The sequence below is a fragment of the Arthrobacter sp. CAN_A6 genome (assembly GCF_015751715.1).
Lineage (GTDB): Bacteria > Actinomycetota > Actinomycetes > Actinomycetales > Micrococcaceae > Arthrobacter_D.
The window spans coordinates 114,309-132,159 of sequence record NZ_JADOUV010000007.1; the positions used below are offsets into that span (position 1 = coordinate 114,309).

The 17,851-nt window shown below is 69.8% G+C and carries 11 protein-coding genes; 7 read left to right on the top strand and 4 right to left on the bottom strand.

Annotation, left to right across the window (positions count from 1 at the left end; translation table 11 throughout):
• The first annotated feature begins 41 nt into the window (after positions 1 to 41).
• The 3 genes from cydB to IWX75_RS12585 all read left to right on the top strand — a co-directional run bounded on the left by cydB (position 42) and on the right by IWX75_RS12585 (position 5,979).
• Complete coding sequence (cydB, locus tag IWX75_RS12575; protein ID WP_196822584.1) at positions 42 to 1,064, top strand: cytochrome d ubiquinol oxidase subunit II; 1,023 nt, start codon at positions 42 to 44, stop codon at positions 1,062 to 1,064.
• Positions 1,061 to 4,756, top strand: a complete 3,696-nt coding sequence (gene cydD / locus IWX75_RS12580; RefSeq protein WP_196822585.1) for a thiol reductant ABC exporter subunit CydD — start codon at positions 1,061 to 1,063, stop codon at positions 4,754 to 4,756. The genes cydB and cydD overlap by 4 nt, the downstream gene beginning before the upstream one ends.
• A 170-nt stretch (positions 4,757 to 4,926) precedes the next feature.
• Positions 4,927 to 5,979 carry a GNAT family N-acetyltransferase gene (locus IWX75_RS12585; protein WP_196822586.1) on the top strand — a complete coding sequence of 351 codons (1,053 nt, stop codon included), beginning with the start codon at positions 4,927 to 4,929 and terminating at the stop codon, positions 5,977 to 5,979.
• 91 nt (positions 5,980 to 6,070) lie between these two features.
• Here the strand turns inward: IWX75_RS12585 and IWX75_RS12590 are convergent, their stop codons facing one another.
• Positions 6,071 to 8,638 (bottom strand): DNA gyrase/topoisomerase IV subunit A, encoded by a 2,568-nt coding sequence (locus tag IWX75_RS12590; protein ID WP_196822587.1) that lies wholly within the window; start codon positions 8,636 to 8,638, stop codon positions 6,071 to 6,073.
• 94 nt (positions 8,639 to 8,732) lie between these two features.
• Between IWX75_RS12590 and IWX75_RS12595 the strand changes: the two genes are divergently transcribed.
• Genes IWX75_RS12595 through IWX75_RS12610 form a run of 4 tightly spaced genes read left to right on the top strand, consistent with a single transcriptional unit; the run spans position 8,733 to position 14,025 of the window.
• The gene (locus IWX75_RS12595; RefSeq protein ID WP_196822588.1) at positions 8,733 to 11,393 is read left to right on the top strand and encodes a bifunctional acetate--CoA ligase family protein/GNAT family N-acetyltransferase; all 2,661 of its coding nucleotides are present in this window, start codon (positions 8,733 to 8,735) and stop codon (positions 11,391 to 11,393) included.
• Between the two features lie 25 nt (positions 11,394 to 11,418).
• A complete protein-coding gene (locus tag IWX75_RS12600; RefSeq protein WP_196822589.1) occupies positions 11,419 to 12,096 on the top strand; it encodes a DUF5998 family protein in 678 nt (225 codons plus the stop codon).
• Between the two features lie 5 nt (positions 12,097 to 12,101).
• A complete protein-coding gene (locus IWX75_RS12605) occupies positions 12,102 to 13,316 on the top strand; it encodes an alkaline phosphatase family protein (protein ID WP_334684318.1) in 1,215 nt (404 codons plus the stop codon).
• Positions 13,309 to 14,025 (top strand): thymidine kinase, encoded by a 717-nt coding sequence (locus IWX75_RS12610; RefSeq protein ID WP_196822590.1) that lies wholly within the window; start codon positions 13,309 to 13,311, stop codon positions 14,023 to 14,025. The genes IWX75_RS12605 and IWX75_RS12610 overlap by 8 nt, the downstream gene beginning before the upstream one ends.
• 31 nt (positions 14,026 to 14,056) lie before the next feature.
• Here the strand turns inward: IWX75_RS12610 and IWX75_RS12615 are convergent, their stop codons facing one another.
• From IWX75_RS12615 to sepH, 3 genes are read right to left on the bottom strand one after another with little or no spacing between them, the layout of a single operon-like run.
• Positions 14,057 to 15,679: a 5-oxoprolinase/urea amidolyase family protein gene (locus IWX75_RS12615; protein WP_196822591.1), complete on the bottom strand. Its 1,623-nt coding sequence runs from the start codon at positions 15,677 to 15,679 to the stop codon at positions 14,057 to 14,059.
• Positions 15,676 to 16,434: a LamB/YcsF family protein gene (locus IWX75_RS12620; RefSeq protein WP_196822592.1), complete on the bottom strand. Its 759-nt coding sequence runs from the start codon at positions 16,432 to 16,434 to the stop codon at positions 15,676 to 15,678. Before IWX75_RS12620 ends, IWX75_RS12615 begins: the two co-directional genes overlap by 4 nt.
• A gap of 59 nt (positions 16,435 to 16,493) precedes the next feature.
• The gene (gene sepH, locus IWX75_RS12625) at positions 16,494 to 17,759 is read right to left on the bottom strand and encodes a septation protein SepH (protein WP_196822593.1); all 1,266 of its coding nucleotides are present in this window, start codon (positions 17,757 to 17,759) and stop codon (positions 16,494 to 16,496) included.
• Between the last annotated feature and the right edge of the window lie 92 nt (positions 17,760 to 17,851).

Consider the following 17,851-nt stretch of genomic DNA (forward strand, 5'->3'; position numbering starts at 1 on the left):
TGCCGATACCCCGATTCCGACCTGCAGAGGGAGACTTCCGAATGACCGAGGCGCTACCCACCCTCTGGTTCGTGCTGATTGCCGTGCTGTGGGCCGGTTACCTTTTCCTCGAGGGATTCGACCTCGGAGTGGGCATGCACCTGTTGCTTCTGGCGCGCAACGACACCCAGCGCAGGGTCCTGCTGGGCACCGTCGGCCCGGTCTGGGACGGCAATGAGGTGTGGCTCATCACTGCTGTGGGGGCCACCTTCGCCGCCTTCCCGTACTGGTACGCCTCACTGCTCTCAGCGCTCTACCTTCCGTTCCTGCTCGTCCTGCTGGGCTTGATCTTCCGGGCCGTCGCGTTCGAGTGGCGCGGTAAACGGGACAGCGACACCTGGCGGAACCGCTGGGACTGGGCCATCGCCGTCGGTTCCTTCACTGCTGCCGCCGGTATCGGTGCGGCCCTGGCTCTGACGACCACCGGGCTTCCCCTGGACGCGAACGGCGACCGGGTGGGGGGCGCCTTCGCCTGGGCGAACACCAGTGCACTGCTGGGAGCGGCCGCCGTCGTGCTCTTCTGCCTCGTCCACGCGGCGGCGTTCGTCGTCCTGAAGACCGAGGGCGGCGTGCGCAGCCAGGCGGACCGGTTCTTCCGCCGCGTCCTGCCCCTGGCGATGGTTCCGTTCGTCGGCTGGGCCCTGCTGATCCAGGTGCGGTCCGGCTCGCCGCTCACCTGGACCATTCTGGCGCTCGGCGTCGCGGGGATCGCCGTCGCCTACCGGGCTTCCTCCGCCGACCGCGACGGCTGGGCCTTTCTCGGGTTGGGCGCCGCGATGCTGGCGCTCGTGGGATCCATCTTCGGGGCGGTCTTCCCCGTCGTCCTGCCCTCCACCCTCGGCTCCGCGTTCGACCTGACCGTGCAGAACGCGTCCTCCTCGCCCTACACGCTGGGACTGATGAGCGTCGTCGCGTGCTTCGGCCTGCCGCTCGTCATCGCCTACCAGGCGTGGACGTACTGGGTCTTTCGTCGCCGCATCTCCGAAGCCAGCATCCCGGCCGCCCACGCCGTGGTACCCCTGTGAGCGGAAGCTTCAACGCGGCGACGGCCGGCCGCCCCGCGACGGCTGCGCCCGGAGCGCAGGAGCAGTCTGCTGCCGCCCGGCGAACGCAGCAGCGCACCGCCGGACCGGGGCCGACGGCGCATACCTCACCCGTCGCCTTGCTGCTCGCGGGAGGACCGGCGGGTGCCGCCGGGTCCAGGATTGCCGTCTATCTGCTCGGGGCGCTCGCTGCCGTCCGGGCTGCCGGCCTCGTCCTGATGGCCCAGGCACTGGCTGTCGGAATCGCATGCCTGGCGGAAGGATCCCTGCGGGCCGGTGACGTCCTCGTTCCGGGCATCGTCGGGATCGTACTCCGGACCGCTGCCGCGTGGGGGCAGGAAGCCACGGCGGCCCGGTTGGCCCTCGGTGTCAAGGAACGCCTGCGGGAGGCTGCCCTCCGACGGTTGCTGGCCGACGGCGGCACCTCGGGCGCCGCGGCAGGCGGGCAGGGTTCGCTCGCAGTGCTGCTGACCCGCGGACTCGACGGGCTGGACAAGTACTACACGCAGTACCTTCCGGCCCTCATCACGTGTGCCGTGGTGCCCCTGCTGGTCGGAGCGCGCATCCTCGCCGCGGACTGGATCAGTGCCCTGGTCATCGTGCTGACCGTTCCGCTGGTTCCGGTGTTCATGGTGCTGATCGGCCTGCACACCCAGGAGCGGACGCAGGAGGCGGCGACCGCGTTGGGTCGGCTGTCCGATCACCTCCTCGAACTCGCACGGGGCCTGCCGGTCCTCGTGGGTCTGGGACGGGCAGCCGAGCAGACCCGCGCCTTGCGGGACATCGCGAACGACTACACCTCCCGCACCCTGATGACCCTCCGCACGGCGTTCCTCTCCTCGCTCGCGCTCGAACTCATCAGCACCATCTCGGTGGCAGTAGTCGCGGTCTTCGCCGGCGTTCGCCTGATCTCCGGCGACCTGGGCCTCGAGACCGCTCTCGTTGCCCTGATCCTCGCGCCCGAGTGCTACGGACCACTGCGCGACGTCGGTGCCGCGCACCATGCGAGCGAGGACGGTGAGGAGGCGGGGGCACGCATCCGGGCCGTGATCGACGCGCCGGTTCCCGTGCCGCTCGCCACTGGACCGGGCTGGACCGCCGGGGTCGACGCACCGCTCGCCGCCGAATCCGGCCGGACCGCGGGCTTCGACGCACCGCTCGCCACCGGCCCCTCCGTCGACGGCGCCATCACTGTCCGCGAACTCAGCGCACACTACGACGGCGCCCTGCGCCCCGTCTTCGAGGATGTCTCCTTCGTGCTTCGCCCGGGCACCGTGACGGCCCTCCGGGGAGCGAGCGGCACTGGCAAGACGACGCTCTTGAAGATCCTGAAGCGCAGGACGGGACTGCCCGGGACCTTGGGCGTCACGGGTTCGGTCAGCGGCACGGGCCCGGACCGGATCGCGTGGGTTCCGCAGCACCCCGAGCTGCTGATGGACACCGTGCGCGCTGAACTCGGGCTGTACGCGGGCCTCCCGGACGACGCACCGGCGATCGACGCACAGCTGGCCGCCGTCGGGGGAGCAGGCCTTGCCGACAGGCAGACGGGAGAGCTGAGTCCCGGAGAGGTCCGGCGTGTGGCAGTCGCCAGGGCGCTGCTTCGAGCCCGGGACCCCCGCATCCGGCTCCTTCTGCTGGACGAGCCGACCGCGCACGTCGATCCCGCAACGTCGGCTGCAATCCGCTCCGCGATTCTCGGGCGTCCATCGCACGTCGCCGTGCTCCTGATCGCGCACGACGACGAGACGGCGGCCATCGCCGACCGACAGCTGTGGATGGATCAGCTGTCAGCACCAGCGGATCCTGCCCTCCCGTGGGCCGCAAGACCTCCTGACGAGGGTTCTGGTGTCGCCGTCCCGCTGCCTCTTGTGCGGTGGACGAACGGGACTGCCCCGGCCCGGCGAGCGCCGTCGGAGTCCGATGCCGGGGCCGGAAGGCAGGTATCTGGGGGAAGTGCCGGAAGGCCCATCCGCGTCCGGTTCGGTTCTGCCCGCGCGGTGCTGGCGCTGGTCCGCCCGTGGGACCGGCGGTTCCTCACAGCAGCAGCCCTCGGCCTCGGCGCCGCCCTCTTCGCCGTCGCGCTGACGGCCCTCAGTGGCTGGCTGATCGTCCGCGCAGCCGAGCAACCCCCGATCCTCTACCTGCTCACGGCAATCGTCGGGGTGCGGTTCTTCGGGATCGGCAGATCGCTCCTGCGGTACTCCGAACGGCTGTGGCTGCACGGGGCTGTCTTCACCCGCGCCGATGCCACGCGCCTCCGGCTGTGGAAGGGACTCCTCGAGGCCAGTACGTCCTGGCGAACGATCGCCCGCGGATCGGGTGATGTCGAGCGCCTGATCGGGGACGTTGACGAGCTGAGGGACCTCTCCTCCCGCGCGGTGCTTCCCTTCGTCACCGCCGTTCTGACCGGTTGCGCTGCGCTTCTCACCACGGCACTGCTGCACCCGGCGGCCCTCGGCTGGCAGCTACTTGCCGTGGTGGCTGCCGTCCTCGTCGCGCCCGTGACCGCCGTGCTGAGGGAACGGTCCGCCGGCGCGGCAGCCGTCCGTGTTCGGGCCGCTGCACTCCAGCGCACCACCGGCCTCCTGCGCGCAGCACCAGACCTCCAGGTCAACGGAGCGAACGAGCGGGCACTGGAGATCCCGCGCGGGCTCGACGCCGAGGTGTCGGCGGCCGCGCGCCGCTCGGCGTCGGCGGCAGGGGCGGCCCTCGGCGTCATCGTGGCAGCCTGCTGCACGGCAGCCGTCGGAATCCTCTTCACGGTGCAGGGACTACCTGCAGAGACGGCGGCAGTCCTCGTCCTCCTGCAGCTGGCGCTCATCGAGCCCTTCGCAGCTGGGGCGTCGGCCGTCCAGCACTGGGGACCCCTCGCCGCAGTGACCCAGCGGATTGCTCCGCGGCTCGCAACCTCGGCGGACGCTGAACCGGGGCCGTCGTCCGCACTCCGCGTGAGCGGGCCGAGCACGTTCTCCTCCCTGGCGCTCCGGAACGCGGCAGTCGGTTATGAGCCCGGGAGGCCGGTCGTGGCGGACGTCGACGTACACCTCGGCAAAGGGCGGTGGACCGGCCTGACCGGACCGTCCGGGAGCGGTAAATCGACGATTCTCGGTGCCCTCCTCGGTTTCCTTCCCCTCGAACACGGGGAGCTGCTCGGAAACGGTTCCGCGGTGATTCCGGGGCGCCGGCCCCGCGTCGCCTGGTGCCCGCAGGAAAGCCACCTTTTCTCCTCGACCGTCCGGGCAAATCTGCAGCTTGCCCGGCCGCTGGACGACGCGGCGTCGGACGCCGAACTGCAGGCGGCGCTGGGCGCGGTCGGGCTCGCCGGCTTCGTCGAAGGGCTCGAGCGCGGAATCGACGCGACGGTGGGTCCTGGTGGTTCCCGGTTGTCGGGAGGGCAGCGGCAGCGGCTTGCCGTGGCACGGGCACTCCTCACCCGTGCCGACGTCGTCCTCCTCGATGAGCCGACCGCGCACCTGGACGCCGACGGCGCCCGCGCGCTGCTCGGTGACCTCCGGGCCGGACTGACCGATCGTGCGGTGCTCCTCGTCACGCACAACGCAGCGGAGGCGCGGGCGTGCGACGACGTCGTCACCCTGGGGACAGCCGCCCTCGGCCGGGCAGGGGACGCCGCTTCCGGGCTCGACGACTCCCTTCCTCTTGGCGCACGAGCCTAGATCCTGGCCACGCGGATCTCCCGAAGGGAACGGTTCTCCCGGCTCTGGATGAACCATGGTCACCGAATACCGGGGGAGCCCCGAACCTTCAGGCGTTGGAGCGCGGGCCACGTGCAGCGGAAGTCGCCGCGACGACCCGCGATCACCGCACCCTGCCATACGCTGGAGGCATGAGCCTGATCGACACCCCGGAACCTGCTGACGGAACCATCAGTGCCGGCAGGGCGGACGGCCCGGCGCTGCCCGTGATCCTGTCATGGCGCCCTCTTGCCTACTCCGATATCGGCGCCTGGCTCTCCCTGACCCAGCGCATTGCCGCGGCGGACGAACCGGACTGGGTCGAGCAGCGTGCAGACCTCGAGCAGGGGCTCCGTGCGTCGAAGAACGACGCACGGAGGGACACCATCGCCGGATTCGGCCCCGACGGCGTCCTGCATGCTTTCGGACGCGTGTCGATGAACAGGGGCTCCTCCCTGGTGCATGGGTCCGGTGGTGTGGATCCCGAGTGGCGGAAGAAGGGCATCGGGCGGGCCATCTTCGACTGGCAGGCGTGGCGCTCCGCCGTCCGGCTGCAGGAGAACGGCCTGACCGACGGTGTCCTTCGCAACTACGTGGAGGAACGCAATTCGTCGCACCTTGCCCTGCTCGAGCGCAGCGGAAGTTCGATCGTGCGGTACTTCACCGAGATGACCCGGCCACTGGACCAGCCCATCCCCGAGTTCCCGTTTCCTCCCGAGCTCGAGTTGGTCAGCTTCGCCGATGCGGCGGACCGGAATATCTCCGAACTGGTACGCCTCGCACACAATGACGCCTTTCAGGATCACTGGGGGAGCGAGCCGCGGGACCAGGAGTCATGGCAGTTCACGGTCAGCCACCCCGAGTTCCGGCCGGACTGGAGCCTGGCCCTCGTGGACCGCGCCAAGGGTGAGGTTGCCGCCTACCAACTCGCGAGCCATGACGCCGATTCGAAGGAGCTGCTCGGCCATACCGAGGGTTACACCGACCTGCTCGGTGTGCGCAGGACGTGGCGCGGGCGAGGACTCGCAGCCGCCCTGCTCGCCGAGGCCATGAAGCGGTACCGGGCCGCCGACATGGACAATGCCGGGCTCGGCGTGGATACGGAGAACCCGTCAGGAGCTCTCGGGCTCTATGAACGGATGGGGTACGAGCCGACACAGCGTTCGATCGTCTTCGACCTCCCGCTCGTGGCGCCCGGCCCCTGAGAGGGCGCCGCCGGAGCGCCCGGCTGCCAGGAGACCCCGGCTGAGAAGAGCCCTCGATGGCGGGACGCCCGACGCCCGGCGGGATACCCGCCTACAGCAGGGCGCCCTGTCCGTCGTCGGGCCCTGCGCCGGCGGAACCGTCCCCGGGCGCTGTGGACAGCTGTGGTGCGACCGCTCGCATCAGTCCCGTCAGGCCGGGTCCGACGACGTCGATCTCCTGGGTGAGGGCGATGCCGGAACCGTCGCGTCGGCCGTGTTCGGTGGGCAGCGCCCTAACAACCCCGTTGGCGGCCGCCGCCTTCGCCGGCCCAGGGCCGGCCCATGCGAGCGAGAGGCGGTCCTCGCCGCGGAGGAACCGGTGGGCACGGACCCCAGCAGTGGCCCGTCCCTTGGCGGGATATTCATCGAACTCCGTGACCTTCACCGATCCGGGTGAGGTGCCGGGCAATGGGTCCCCCTGCACGGCTATCGTCACGACCACCCCGTCCGTCGCTCCGTCCGCCACCGCACCGAAGTGGAGAACGGTATCGTCGCCCGCGAGCTTGATGCCGGCCACTCCACCGGCGGTGCGGCCCTGGGGCCTCACCGCCGACGCGTTGAAGCGCAGCAGCTGCGCCTGGCGCGTGACGAACACGAGCTGGTCGTCATCGAGCGCCGCAGCCATGCCCACCACCTCGTCCTTGGGCTTGAGGGAGATGACCTCCCAGTCGTCGCGGTTGAGTGGGTACTCGGGCACCACGCGCTTGACGATCCCCCGCGCGGTCCCCAGGGCGAGGACGGCATCGAGCGGTGCCAGCCCCACCAGCGTCTCCCCGCGCTGAAGGGTGATGAAATCCTTCGCCGGTACGCCGCCGGCGAGGTTCGGAATGCCTGCAGTGGGCGGCAGGGCGGGCAGGTCCATCACCTGCAGCCGGATCATGCGGCCTGATGACGCCAGTGCCCCGATCTCGGCGCGTGCAGTGGTGGGGAGGATGGAGCGGAACGCGTCATGCCGGATGCGCTGGCCGTCGTTCAACGGCTGCCGGTCGGAGGTCCGGGCGAGCTGGCCCGAGGCGGAGAAGATGACCCAGCACGGGTCGTCGGCGATCTCGAGGGGCAGGACGGCTTTGGCGCCTTTGCCCGAAACGGTCGGCAGCGCCGATCCCCTCACGGGAGCAGAGGCCTCCGATTCGAGCAGCACGGTGCGTCGCGGCGTGGCGAACTGCTCCGAGATCGCGGCGAGCTCGTCCGAGACGAGGGTCCGCAGGCGGTCCTCCGAGCCGAGGATGGCCTCGAGCTCGGCGGTGTCGAGCCGGAGCTGCTCCTGTTCCTTCTCCAGCTCGACCCGTGAGTACCGGGTGAGCTGCCGCAGGCGGAGTTCAAGAATGTAGTTGGCCTGGATCTCGGAGAGGTCGTAGATGGACATGAGCCGCTCGCGTGCGGCTGCGACCTCGTCGGAGGAGCGGATGATCTGGATGACCTCGTCGATGTCGACCAGGGCGATCAGGAGGCCCTCCACCAGGTGCAGCCGGTCCAGCTTGCGCTGCAGCCGGTACGCGGTGCGTCGTCGCACCACCAGCATGCGGTGCGAGATGTAGACCTGGAGGAGTTCGAGGAGGCCGAGTGTGCGCGGTTGTCCGTCCACCAGCGCCACATTGTTGATCCCGAAGGAGTCCTCCATGGGCGTGTAGCGGTACAGCTGGTCCAGGACGGCATGGGGGTTGAAACCGTTCTTGAGCTCGATGACCAGCCGGAGGCCGTGCATGCGGTCCGTCAGGTCCACGATGTCCGAGATGCCCTGGAGCTTCTTCGAGGTGACGGCGTCCTTGATCCGCTCGATCACTTTTTCCGGTCCCACGGTGTAGGGGAGTTCGGTCACCACCAGGCCGGTCCTGCGTGCCGAAAGCTGTTCCACCTTCACCGTGGCGCGGGTCTTGAAGGAACCGCGGCCGGTGGCGTAGGCGTCGCGGATGCCGGTCAGTCCGACGATCTTCCCGCCGCTGGGAAGGTCGGGGCCGGGAATGAAGCGGAGGATGTCGTCGAGCCCGGCATCCGGGTTGGCGATCAGGTGGCGGGCCGCCGCAATGACCTCACCGAGGTTGTGCGGAGCCATGTTCGTCGCCATGCCGACGGCGATGCCGCTGGCGCCGTTGACGAGCAGGTTGGGGAACGCGGCGGGCAGCACCTCGGGCTGCATCAGCTGGTTGTCGTAGTTCGGCACGAAGTCCACGACGTCCTCGTCGAGGTGGTTGGTCATCGTGAGGGCCGGAGCCGCGAGGCGGGCTTCCGTGTACCGGGGGGCCGCAGGGCCGTCGTCGAGCGAGCCGAAGTTGCCATGCCCGTCGATGAGCGGAAGCCGGAGCGAGAAATCCTGGGCCATCCGCACCATGGCGTCGTAGATGGCGGTGTCGCCGTGGGGATGGAGCTTGCCCATCACCTCGCCCACCACGCGGGCCGACTTCACATGCCCGCGGTCGGGGCGCAGCCCCATGTCGGTCATCATGTAGAGGATGCGGCGCTGCACGGGCTTCAGGCCGTCCCGGGCGTCGGGCAGCGCCCGGGAGTAGATCACTGAATACGCGTATTCGAGGAACGAATCCTGCATCTCAGCCTCGACGTCGATATCGATGATCTTCTCGGTGAAATCTGCCGGCGGTGCGGTGGTTTGGCGCCTTGCCATAGGGATGGTGCTTCCTCAACGTGATCGGTGGGTCCGGGGCGGGACATCCAGCCCGGCGCTGACGCGCGCGGGCGATGCCCACTAGGGTGAGTCTATGGCGGCCGACGGACATTACCCCGAATACTGGGAAGCGGATGTCGTCCTGCGGGACGGCGGAACCGGGCACTTGAGGCCCATCTCACCCTCCGACGCCGACGCCGTGCAGTCCTTCCACGTCAGCCAGTCACAGAACTCAATCTACCTCCGCTTCTTCACCTACAAGGCCAAGCTGAGCACCAAGGAGCTCAAGCGGTTCACCGAGGTGGACCACCACGACCGCGTGGCCTTCGTCATCACGCGGGGCTCCGACATCCTCGGGATCGGGCGCTATGACCGGCTCGACGACCCGCAGGAAGCCGAGGTCGCCTTCAACGTCTCGGACTCCCACCAGGGCCGCGGCCTCGGTTCGATCCTCCTTGAACACCTGGCCGCCGCAGCGCGTGAGAACGGCATCCGGCGGTTCTCCGCGGAGGTGCTTCCCGAGAACCGCAAGATGATCACCGTCTTCGCCGAGGCCGGCTACGAGGTGAAGCGGCATTTCGATGACGGCGTGGTGATGCTGAGCTTCGACATCGACGAGACCGCCAGATCGCGCGCGGTCATGGAAGCGCGGGAGCATCGGGCCGAGGCGCGCAGCGTCGCCGAGCTGATGGCGCCGTCGACCGTCGCCGTCATCGGTGCGAGCCGCGAGTGGGGGACCGTAGGGTACGCGCTCCTGGAGAACCTCCTGGAGGGTGGTTTCACCGGAACGGTGTACGCCGTCAACCACGAAGCGTTCGAACTGCACGGCCTGCTCTCACACGCCACCCTCGCCGAGGTACCCGAGCCCGTCGACCTCGCGGTGATCGCCGTGCCGCACGAGCAGGTGGACGCCGTGGTGGACCAGTGTGCCGCAGCCGGCGTGAAGGGACTGCTCGTCGCCACCGCAGGCTACGCCGATGACGGACGAGGGATTGCCGAACAGCGCGCACTCGTGCACCGTGCACGGGCCCATGGCATGCGGGTGGTGGGGCCGGCGTCGTTGGGCCTCGTCAACACGGATCCGGCGGTGCGGCTGAACGCGTCCATGGCCCCGTCCCTCCCGAGCCGGGGGAACCTGGCCCTGTTCAGCCAGTCCGCCGGCCTCGGCGTGATGCTGTTCGCCGCGGCGAGCCGCCGCGGGCTCGGCCTGTCCTCGGTGATCTCGGCAGGCAACCGTGCCGACGTCTCCGGTAACGACGCCATGCAGTACTGGGAGGACGACGCCGCCACCGGCGCCGTGGGGCTGTACCTCGAGTCCATCGGCAACCCGCGCAAATTCTCACGCATCGCGCGCCGGCTGGCGCTGACGAAACCGGTCATCGTGGCGAAATCGGACGTCACCGGGCTGCAACTCCCGCCCGGCCACGCCGTCCGCACCACGCAGGCTCCGGGTGGGGCGCTCGATGCGATGCTCCGGCAGTCCGGGGTGATCCGGGTCGAGACGACCGAGCAACTCATGGATGTGGCCCAGATCGTCTCCTCCCAGCCGCTGCCGGACGGACCGAACATCGCAGTCTTCAGCAATTCCTCCGGCCTGGGGAAAGTGGTGGCCGACGCCGTCGCGGCGCAGTCCCTGACGGTTGCACGGCTTGTCACCGACCTCGACCTGGACACTGGAATGTCGGTTGCCCTGCCGGCGCTCGAGGCCGCCGTCTCCGCCGCGCTCGCTGACAGCGCGGTGAACGGCGCCGTCGTCACCACGCTGCCCGCGCGGGGCCTGAGTGCCGAAGCGATCGCCGAATGTCTGCGAGGCTGCGGGGAGAGGGCGGGCAAGCCCGTCGTCGCTTCCTTCACCGGTGTCCTGGACCAGCGGCTGCAGCCCGACGGGATCGAACACGGCATCCCCTGCTTCCCCAGCCCGGGAGCCGCCCTCGCTGCCCTGGGGGCGGTGGCGAAGTACACGCAGTGGCGGGTGCGGGACCACGGCGAGTTCATCGACCCCGGGGGCACCGATCCCGACGCCGCCTCGGCTCAGCTCGCGGAGATCCTCCGCCGCGTCACCGGCGTCGGGCTGACCCGCCTGACGCCCGACGAGAGCGCCGAACTGATGATGCACTACGGCATCGAGCTGCTACCGGCGATGCGGTTCGAGTCCGTGGAGGAGGCCGTCGCGGCCGCCGACCGACTCGGGTGGCCGGTCGCGCTGAAGACGATGGACGAGCACCTCCGTCACCGGCTGGACCTCGGTGGCGTCCGGCTGAACATCGATACCCCGGCAGCGCTGGAGCACAACATCGGACAGATGGAACAGGTCTTGGCGCCCTTCGGCAGCTTCGGCATGGAGATCCAGACCATGGCCCCGGCGGGGCAGGCCTGTACGCTCCGGGCCATCGAGGATCCGCTCCTGGGCCCCGTGGTGTCCTTCGGGATGGCCGGCGACGCCGTCAACCTGCTCGACGACTGGGGCCACGCCGTTCCTCCGCTGAGCACCGTCGACGTCTCGGATCTCGTCCGGACCCCCCGGGCGTCGCGCAGGCTCTTCGGCTACCAGGGCCTGCCGCCGGCCGACGTCGGTGCCATCGAGGATCTCGTGGCACGGGTTGCGCTGCTGAAGGATCGCCACCCGGAGATCGCGCTCCTGGAATTCAATCCGGTACTCGTGTCGACCGCCGGGCTGTCCATCCTCGGTGCCCGTATCGACGTGGGTAATCCCCGACAGCGCACCGACAGTGCCCGCCGGGCGATGCGGGACTAGGGTGCCTCGCCGGTAGGCTTGAGTCATGACCCCTTCGCTTTCCGCGCAGCGCCGCGACCTCGACTCCTCCCTTGAGCGTGCCGGATTCTATCCGCGCCTGGTCGCCGACGTGGTCCATGACGCCCTTGACGGCCGGGAGCCGCTCTCCCATGTGGCTCACCTCGAGACCCACTTCGAACGCACCGAAGTCCACCGTCACATCACGGTGCTGGTCCTCACCGAGGACATGCTCGTGATCACGCATGTGGACGACCAGCAGCTCGACGAGACAGGCGAGCAGGTCATGGCCCAGATCTCCACCGAATCGGTGCCCGTCAGCCAGATCCGCTCCGTGGTGCTCAGCTACCTCTACGCGCAGCCGCAGGACTACAAGCCGTCCGACCAGGCGCGCGAAATGACCCTGGCCATCGCCTGGTCCGGAGGCCAGCGCCTGGACATGGGACCCGCAAGCTGCGGAGACCCCCAGTGCGACGCCGACCACGGGTACACCGGGACCGTCGCCCAGGAGGACATCGTGCTCCGGGTCAGCGCCGAGGCCGACGGCGTGCAGGCCGTGCAGAACGCCAAGTCCTTCGCCCGGGCCCTGCGCCAGGTGAACACCGCGAGTTCGACCGGCGGCGGGCTGGTCCTCACCTCCGACGCCGGTGGACGCCGCCAGCCAGGGTTCGGCGGCCGCTTCACGCGTGCGCACCACCAGCGGTAGTCCTGGTGCATCCGAACGCCGACGAGCCGCTGCCACCACCCCCTCCCTTCGGCACGGGAACGGTCGCCGAGGTCCTGACCAGCGCCGCTGCCGCGTTGGGAGTCGAGACGTTTTCCAATGCCCTCGGGCTTCCCGCCGCACGCCGGGTCTGTGTGGTGATGGTGGACGGCCTCGGATTGTCGCTGCTCAGGAAGTACGCGGGCCACGCCCCTTTCCTGCGCCAGAAGCTGGACGGCGGGCAACGCCTCAGCGCCGCTTTCCCCTCGACGACGGCGGCCTCGCTGGCGAGCCTCGGCACCGGGTTGCCTCCGGGTCAGCACGGCATGGTGGGGTACGACGTCCTCGACCCGGCACAGGACAAAGTGGTCAACATGCTGGGCCGATGGGATGACCAGGTGGACCCCCTCCGCTGGCAGCCGCATCCCACGGTTTTCGAACGGGTCGCCGCGGAGTTACCGGTCCTCACGGTCAGCCAGCCTCGGTTCGCCGACTCACCGATGACCAGGGCCGCCCTGCGCGGCGGCGGGTTCGCGGGAGGGAATACGGTGCAGGCGCGGATCCGGCTCGCGGCGGAGCAGCTGGCCGGGTCGGAGTCGATGCTGATGTACTTCTACCTCAACGACCTCGACAAGGCCGGCCACCGGTATGGCGCGAACTCGGCCGAATGGCTGAGCCGCCTGGAGGACCTCGATTTCGCCATGCGCACCCTCGTGAAGCAGGTTCCGCCGGACACGCTCGTCCTCCTCACCGCCGACCACGGCATGGTCGACGTCGAGCCTTCGAAGAGATTCGACTTCTCGGCCCAGGAATCCCTGGTGGACGGCGTCGCCCATACGGCCGGCGAGCCGCGGCTGGTGCAGCTGTACTGCGAACCGGGACTCGATGCGGCCGGACGGAACGCGCTTGCCTCCCGGTGGCAGGAAGCGTACGGGAAATCCGCGTGGGTGCTGACCCGGGAGGAGGCGGTGAACGGCGGGTTCTTCGGACCCGTGGCTCCGGCCGTCCTGCCCCGCATCGGGGACCTGCTCATCGCCGCACGGGAGCCGATCGCCCTGTTCGATGCGCGCCGGACCTCGGAGTCCGCCCGTGACGTCGTGGGCCAGCACGGCTCCTGGACCCGGGCCGAGCGCGAGGTGCCGTTGCTGACACTCGCCCGGTCCGGCAAGCCGCTGCAGCCGGCGGTCCGTGCAGGCCGGACGGCAGGCGGCACCAGTGGCTGAGCTGGTCTTCTTCTCGGGAACGATGGACTGCGGAAAATCGACGCTCGCTCTCCAGATGGACCACAACCACCGGGCACGCGGGCGCCGGGGAGTGCTGTTCAGCTCCCATGACCGTGCGGGGGAATCGATGATCTCCAGCCGTCTCGGTCTTCAGGTGAGTGCCGTCGAGGTGCGCCCCGGGTCGAACTTCTGGACCGAGATCGCCGATCGGCTGACCAACGGTGCACGCGTCGACTATCTCATCTGCGACGAAGCGCAGTTCTACACGAGCCGGCAGATCGACCAGCTGGCAAGGATCGTCGATGAGATGACGATCGACGTCTTCGCCTTCGGCATCACGTCCGATTTCCGCACGCACCTTTTCCCCGGCTCGCAGCGCCTCATCGAGCTCGCCGACCGGGTTCAGGTGCTGCAGGTCGAAGCGCTCTGCTGGTGCGGCCGTCGCGCCACGCACAACGCGAGGGTCGTGGACGGTGTGATGGTGGTCGAGGGCGACCAGATGGTGGTGGGCAACGTGGATCAGCAGGAGGACGGCGGCATGCAGGACTACGGACACCCGGGCTCGGGCCCTGGCGGCCGGCCGGACGCTGCCGACGCGTCGGTCGGCTACGAAACCCTGTGCCGCCGGCACCACATGCGCAGGCAGACCGCCCGGACCGTCCCGACACTGCAGGGTAACGAGATGCCCCTGCCGTTCGGGGCAGCCTGAACTGCCTGACTTGCCTGACCTGCCTGTGCTGCTACCCAGCCGTCAGTGCCGAAGGGGCCAGGGTGGCCGGGTCCACGAGCAGAAAGCGGACCAGATGCCCCGGCGGCAGCTGGGCTGCGAGGGAGACGTCCTCAGCCGCCACCACCCCGATCACCGGGTACCCCCCGGTGACCGGCTGGTCCGCCAGGAACAGCACGGGCTGCCCCGAGGGAGGAACCTGGAGCGCCCCGGCCACCGTGCCCTCGCTGGGTAGCTCCCCCGACCGCGCCCTTTCCAGCACTCCTGCCTCCTCCGCCCCGGTGGGGTCGGTGCTCGAAACCGCCAGGCGCACGCCCACGCGGTCCGACTGGTTCGTCACCCTCCACTCCCGGGTGAGGAGAGCCCTGATGGCCCCGGCGGTGAACCAGTCATTCCGCGGGCCGAGGGTGATCCGCAGCTCCGTGGTACCGGCACCCGGACGAAGCATCGACTCCTCGGGGGAACCCACGGGAGGGAGCCCCCGCACGGCTCCGACCGGAAGCACCGCACCCGGCGCCAGGGAAGCGGGCCCGATTCCGGACAGCGTGTCAGTCGATCTGCTGCCGAGGACCGGCTGGACATCGAACCCGCCGCGCACTGCGACATAGCTGCGAAGCCCTGCGGTCGGTGTGCCGAGGGCGAGCAGGTCGCCGTCGAGCAGTGCGAAGGGGTGGCCCATTGCGGGGCTCCGCGGGGTTCCCGAGCCCGAAATGCGGAGCGGAACCGGGGCGCCGGTGACGGCGACCACCTGGTCGCCGTGCGCCCGAAGCGACAGCCCGCCCAGCAGGTTCTCGACGACGGCAGCACCGGCCCGGTTGCCTACGAGCCGGTTGGCCTGGCGTGCCGATGGCTGGTCCGCCGCACCGGACGGGGAGACGCCGAGGTCACCGTTGCCGGGGCGGCCGAGGTCCTGCAGGAGGGACAGCAAGCCGGTGGACGTGATTTCGAGCCCGGCGCCGGGCCCGGCGGGTCCTTGCCGCTTGCCCGATGGCGTAGCGGAGTTCCCGGGGTCGGCCAGCTCGCGGACCGCCCGGTAGCGCACGGTATCACCGGGCCGGACGAGAGCCGGCTGCTCCCGCTCCAGGTCCCACATCCGTGCCGCCGTGGTTCCGATGATCTGCCAGCCGCCGGGGGATCGGCGCGGGTAGATCGCGGAGAACTCGCCACCGAGTGCAACGGATCCCGCCGGAACGGCGGTCCGGGGGGTGGTGCGGCGCGGAACGTGCAGGCGCCGGTCCTCCCCGACCAGATAGGTGAAGCCGGGGGCGAATCCGCCGAACGCACCGCTCCATGGCTGGCCGGTATGGGCGCTGATCACGCCGTCGCGGCCGAGGCCGGTGAGCCGCCCGACCTCGTCGAGGTCGACGCCGTCGTACACCACCTCGATCGTCACGTCTCGCCCTCCGGGCCGGCCGGGAGTCGGAAGATCGAGGTGCGGCAGGGCCGCAGCGGCGGAGACCGCCGCCTCGTGTCCGGAGAAACGGACCAGCACCGTTCGAGCGCCGGCGACGGCGTCGAGCTGTCCCGGCAGCGGCTGCGTGGTGACCCGCCGGTGCAGGGCGAGCACCTCCGCGAGGGTCGGAACCTCCGCGAGGACTGCACGAGGGCCGGCCCAACGCACCGCGATGCTACTCACGCGAAGCTCCGAACGGATACACCGGCTTCCTCGAGCGCGGTGCGCACAGCACCGGCCATCGCCACCGCGCCCGGCGTGTCGCCGTGCACGCAGATGCTGTCGGCGCGGACGTCGAACACCGAACCGTCCCGCGCGGTGATCCGCCCCTCGGTAGCGAGGCGCACCATGTTGTCCGCGATCTGCCGGGAGTCGTGCAGCACGGCGCCGTCCTCCCGCCGAGGGACCAGGGTACCGTCCGGATTGTAGGCGCGGTCGGCGAAGGCCTCGGAAAGCGCCGTCATGCCCCTTGCCTCGGCGCGTGATCGGGCCACTGCCTCGGGGAGGAGCAGCAGCGGCAGGCCTGGGTCGAAGGCGTGGACGGCGTCGACCACCGCCTGCGCGTGGACCTCGTGATGGACGATGGTGTTGTAGAGCGCGCCGTGCGGTTTCACGTACCTGATCCCCGCTCCTGCGGCCTGCGCGAGGGCCTGGAGTGCGCCCAGCTGGTACAGGACGTCGTCGGCGAGTTCCGTGGCCGAGCAGTCCAGGAACCTCCGGCCGAACCCGGCCAGATCCCGGTACCCCACGTGCGCGCCGATGGTCACTCCGGCAGCGACGGCGTCGCGGCAGGTCCGCGCGATGGTGCTCGGATCCCCGGCATGGAAGCCGCAGGCCACGTTGGCGCTGGAGACGTGCCGGAACATGGCGGCATCGTCGCCCAGGATCCAGGTGCCGAAGGATTCGCCGACGTCACTGTTCAGGTCGATGGAGGGCAAGGGAAGCTCCGTTCCGCAGCGCTGGTTCCCGATCCATACCCGGCGACACAGCCCAGGGGCTAGTCGCCCTTCGTCCCGAACACGATCTGGTCCCAGCTCGGGACGCTTGACCGTTTCGGCTTGTTGCGGCGGTCCGCCGGCTCATCGGTCCTGCCGGGTGCCACTCCCTGATTCTTCTGGGTCTGCGGTTCCTCGGAAGGCTTTGCCTCGTCGTGCGGGCCTACCTGTGCCGCCGGTCCCGACCCGGACCTTCCGCCGTCCCGTCCGGACCCTGCCGGCCTGGCGAAAATGCTGATCTCGCGGGTATCCGTGCTGACCCCGTCGTACAGTTTCGGGCTGCCGTCCTCGTGGCGTGTTCCGTTGTCGTCGTCCGCCGGCAGCGCCGGGGCCAGTCCGAGCCCGGCAGGCGTCGACTCGGCGGCGGCGTGGTCCGGGGCATTGTCCCCGGAGTCGCGGTCATCCGCTTCATTCCGCGGGTGGGCGGCGGGGATGCTGCCCCTAGTGAGGAGTTCGGCCAGTGCGTCGTCGCCCTCCTCGTCAGCGCCGAGGCGCTGGCCGCGACGGGACCTCAGGACGTCGAGGAGGCCGTCGGGGTCGGAACCCGCCGAGGGGCCGTCGTCGTCCTTCTCCGCTTCGAAGTCGAAGACGCGGTCCGCGACGGCGCTGAGCCGGCGCGCCGGAAGCGGTCCGTCGAGCGGTTCGAGCTCGCTGAGAACCTGCGCCCAGCGGTTCGCATTGGTGAGGATGCGGCGCGTCGGATTGAAGGTCCACTGTGCGGGAGGGTCCTCACCGATGGACACGGTGCTGCCTTCGGGTAGCGCGAAGCGCGCCACCACGAGCCACACGCCGTCGGCCCGCCTCCACGAGTCCCAGTCGACGCCGGCCGGGTCGATCCCGTAGGCCTGTAGGCGGAACGCGACCATGTCGCCGAGCTGTGCCGGGTTGTTGCCGAACGCAGAGCGGTAGCCGTCGTGGAAGGGCACGGGGGAGGCCACCTCGACGCGCTGGGCGAGGTACGCCATGTAGTCACGCTCCGCGCGGATGGGCCCCTCGTACCGGAGGACGTGATCGAGTTCGAGGCCCGATTCGGCGGCCACTTCCTCGGCGCTTGCACCGCTGCGGATGCGTGCCTGGATGTCCTTGGGGGTGAAATGCACGGTCGCCTGTCCATTGGTCGGAGGGAGCGGGGCAACACGGGTCGACGGCCGTGTGCTCGCGATCCTCAACGCTTCGTTGATCGGCAGGCGGAAAGTGGTGCCCTCGTCGCCGCTGAGCAGCAGGTGTGCACCATTCTCATGGACGCCCACCAGACGTAGCTCCTGCATTCAATCCTCCAGCCGACAGTTTTCTCTAGGTGAAACTGTGCCATTGAATGGCTCCCATTCCTACTACACCCGGTGGCGTGGCGCGGAACTGG

What these genes read in the sequence shown, in the direction of transcription:
- sepH (WP_196822593.1), bottom strand. Translation starts at nt 17,759, where the DNA reads ATGCAGGAGCTACGTCTGGTGGGCGTCCATGAGAATGGTGCACACCTG.
- cydB (WP_196822584.1), top strand. Translation starts at nt 42, where the DNA reads ATGACCGAGGCGCTACCCACCCTCTGGTTCGTGCTGATTGCCGTGCTG.
- IWX75_RS12600 (WP_196822589.1), top strand. Translation starts at nt 11,419, where the DNA reads ATGACCCCTTCGCTTTCCGCGCAGCGCCGCGACCTCGACTCCTCCCTT.
- IWX75_RS12590 (WP_196822587.1), bottom strand. Translation starts at nt 8,638, where the DNA reads ATGGCAAGGCGCCAAACCACCGCACCGCCGGCAGATTTCACCGAGAAG.
- IWX75_RS12585 (WP_196822586.1), top strand. Translation starts at nt 4,927, where the DNA reads ATGAGCCTGATCGACACCCCGGAACCTGCTGACGGAACCATCAGTGCC.
- IWX75_RS12595 (WP_196822588.1), top strand. Translation starts at nt 8,733, where the DNA reads ATGGCGGCCGACGGACATTACCCCGAATACTGGGAAGCGGATGTCGTC.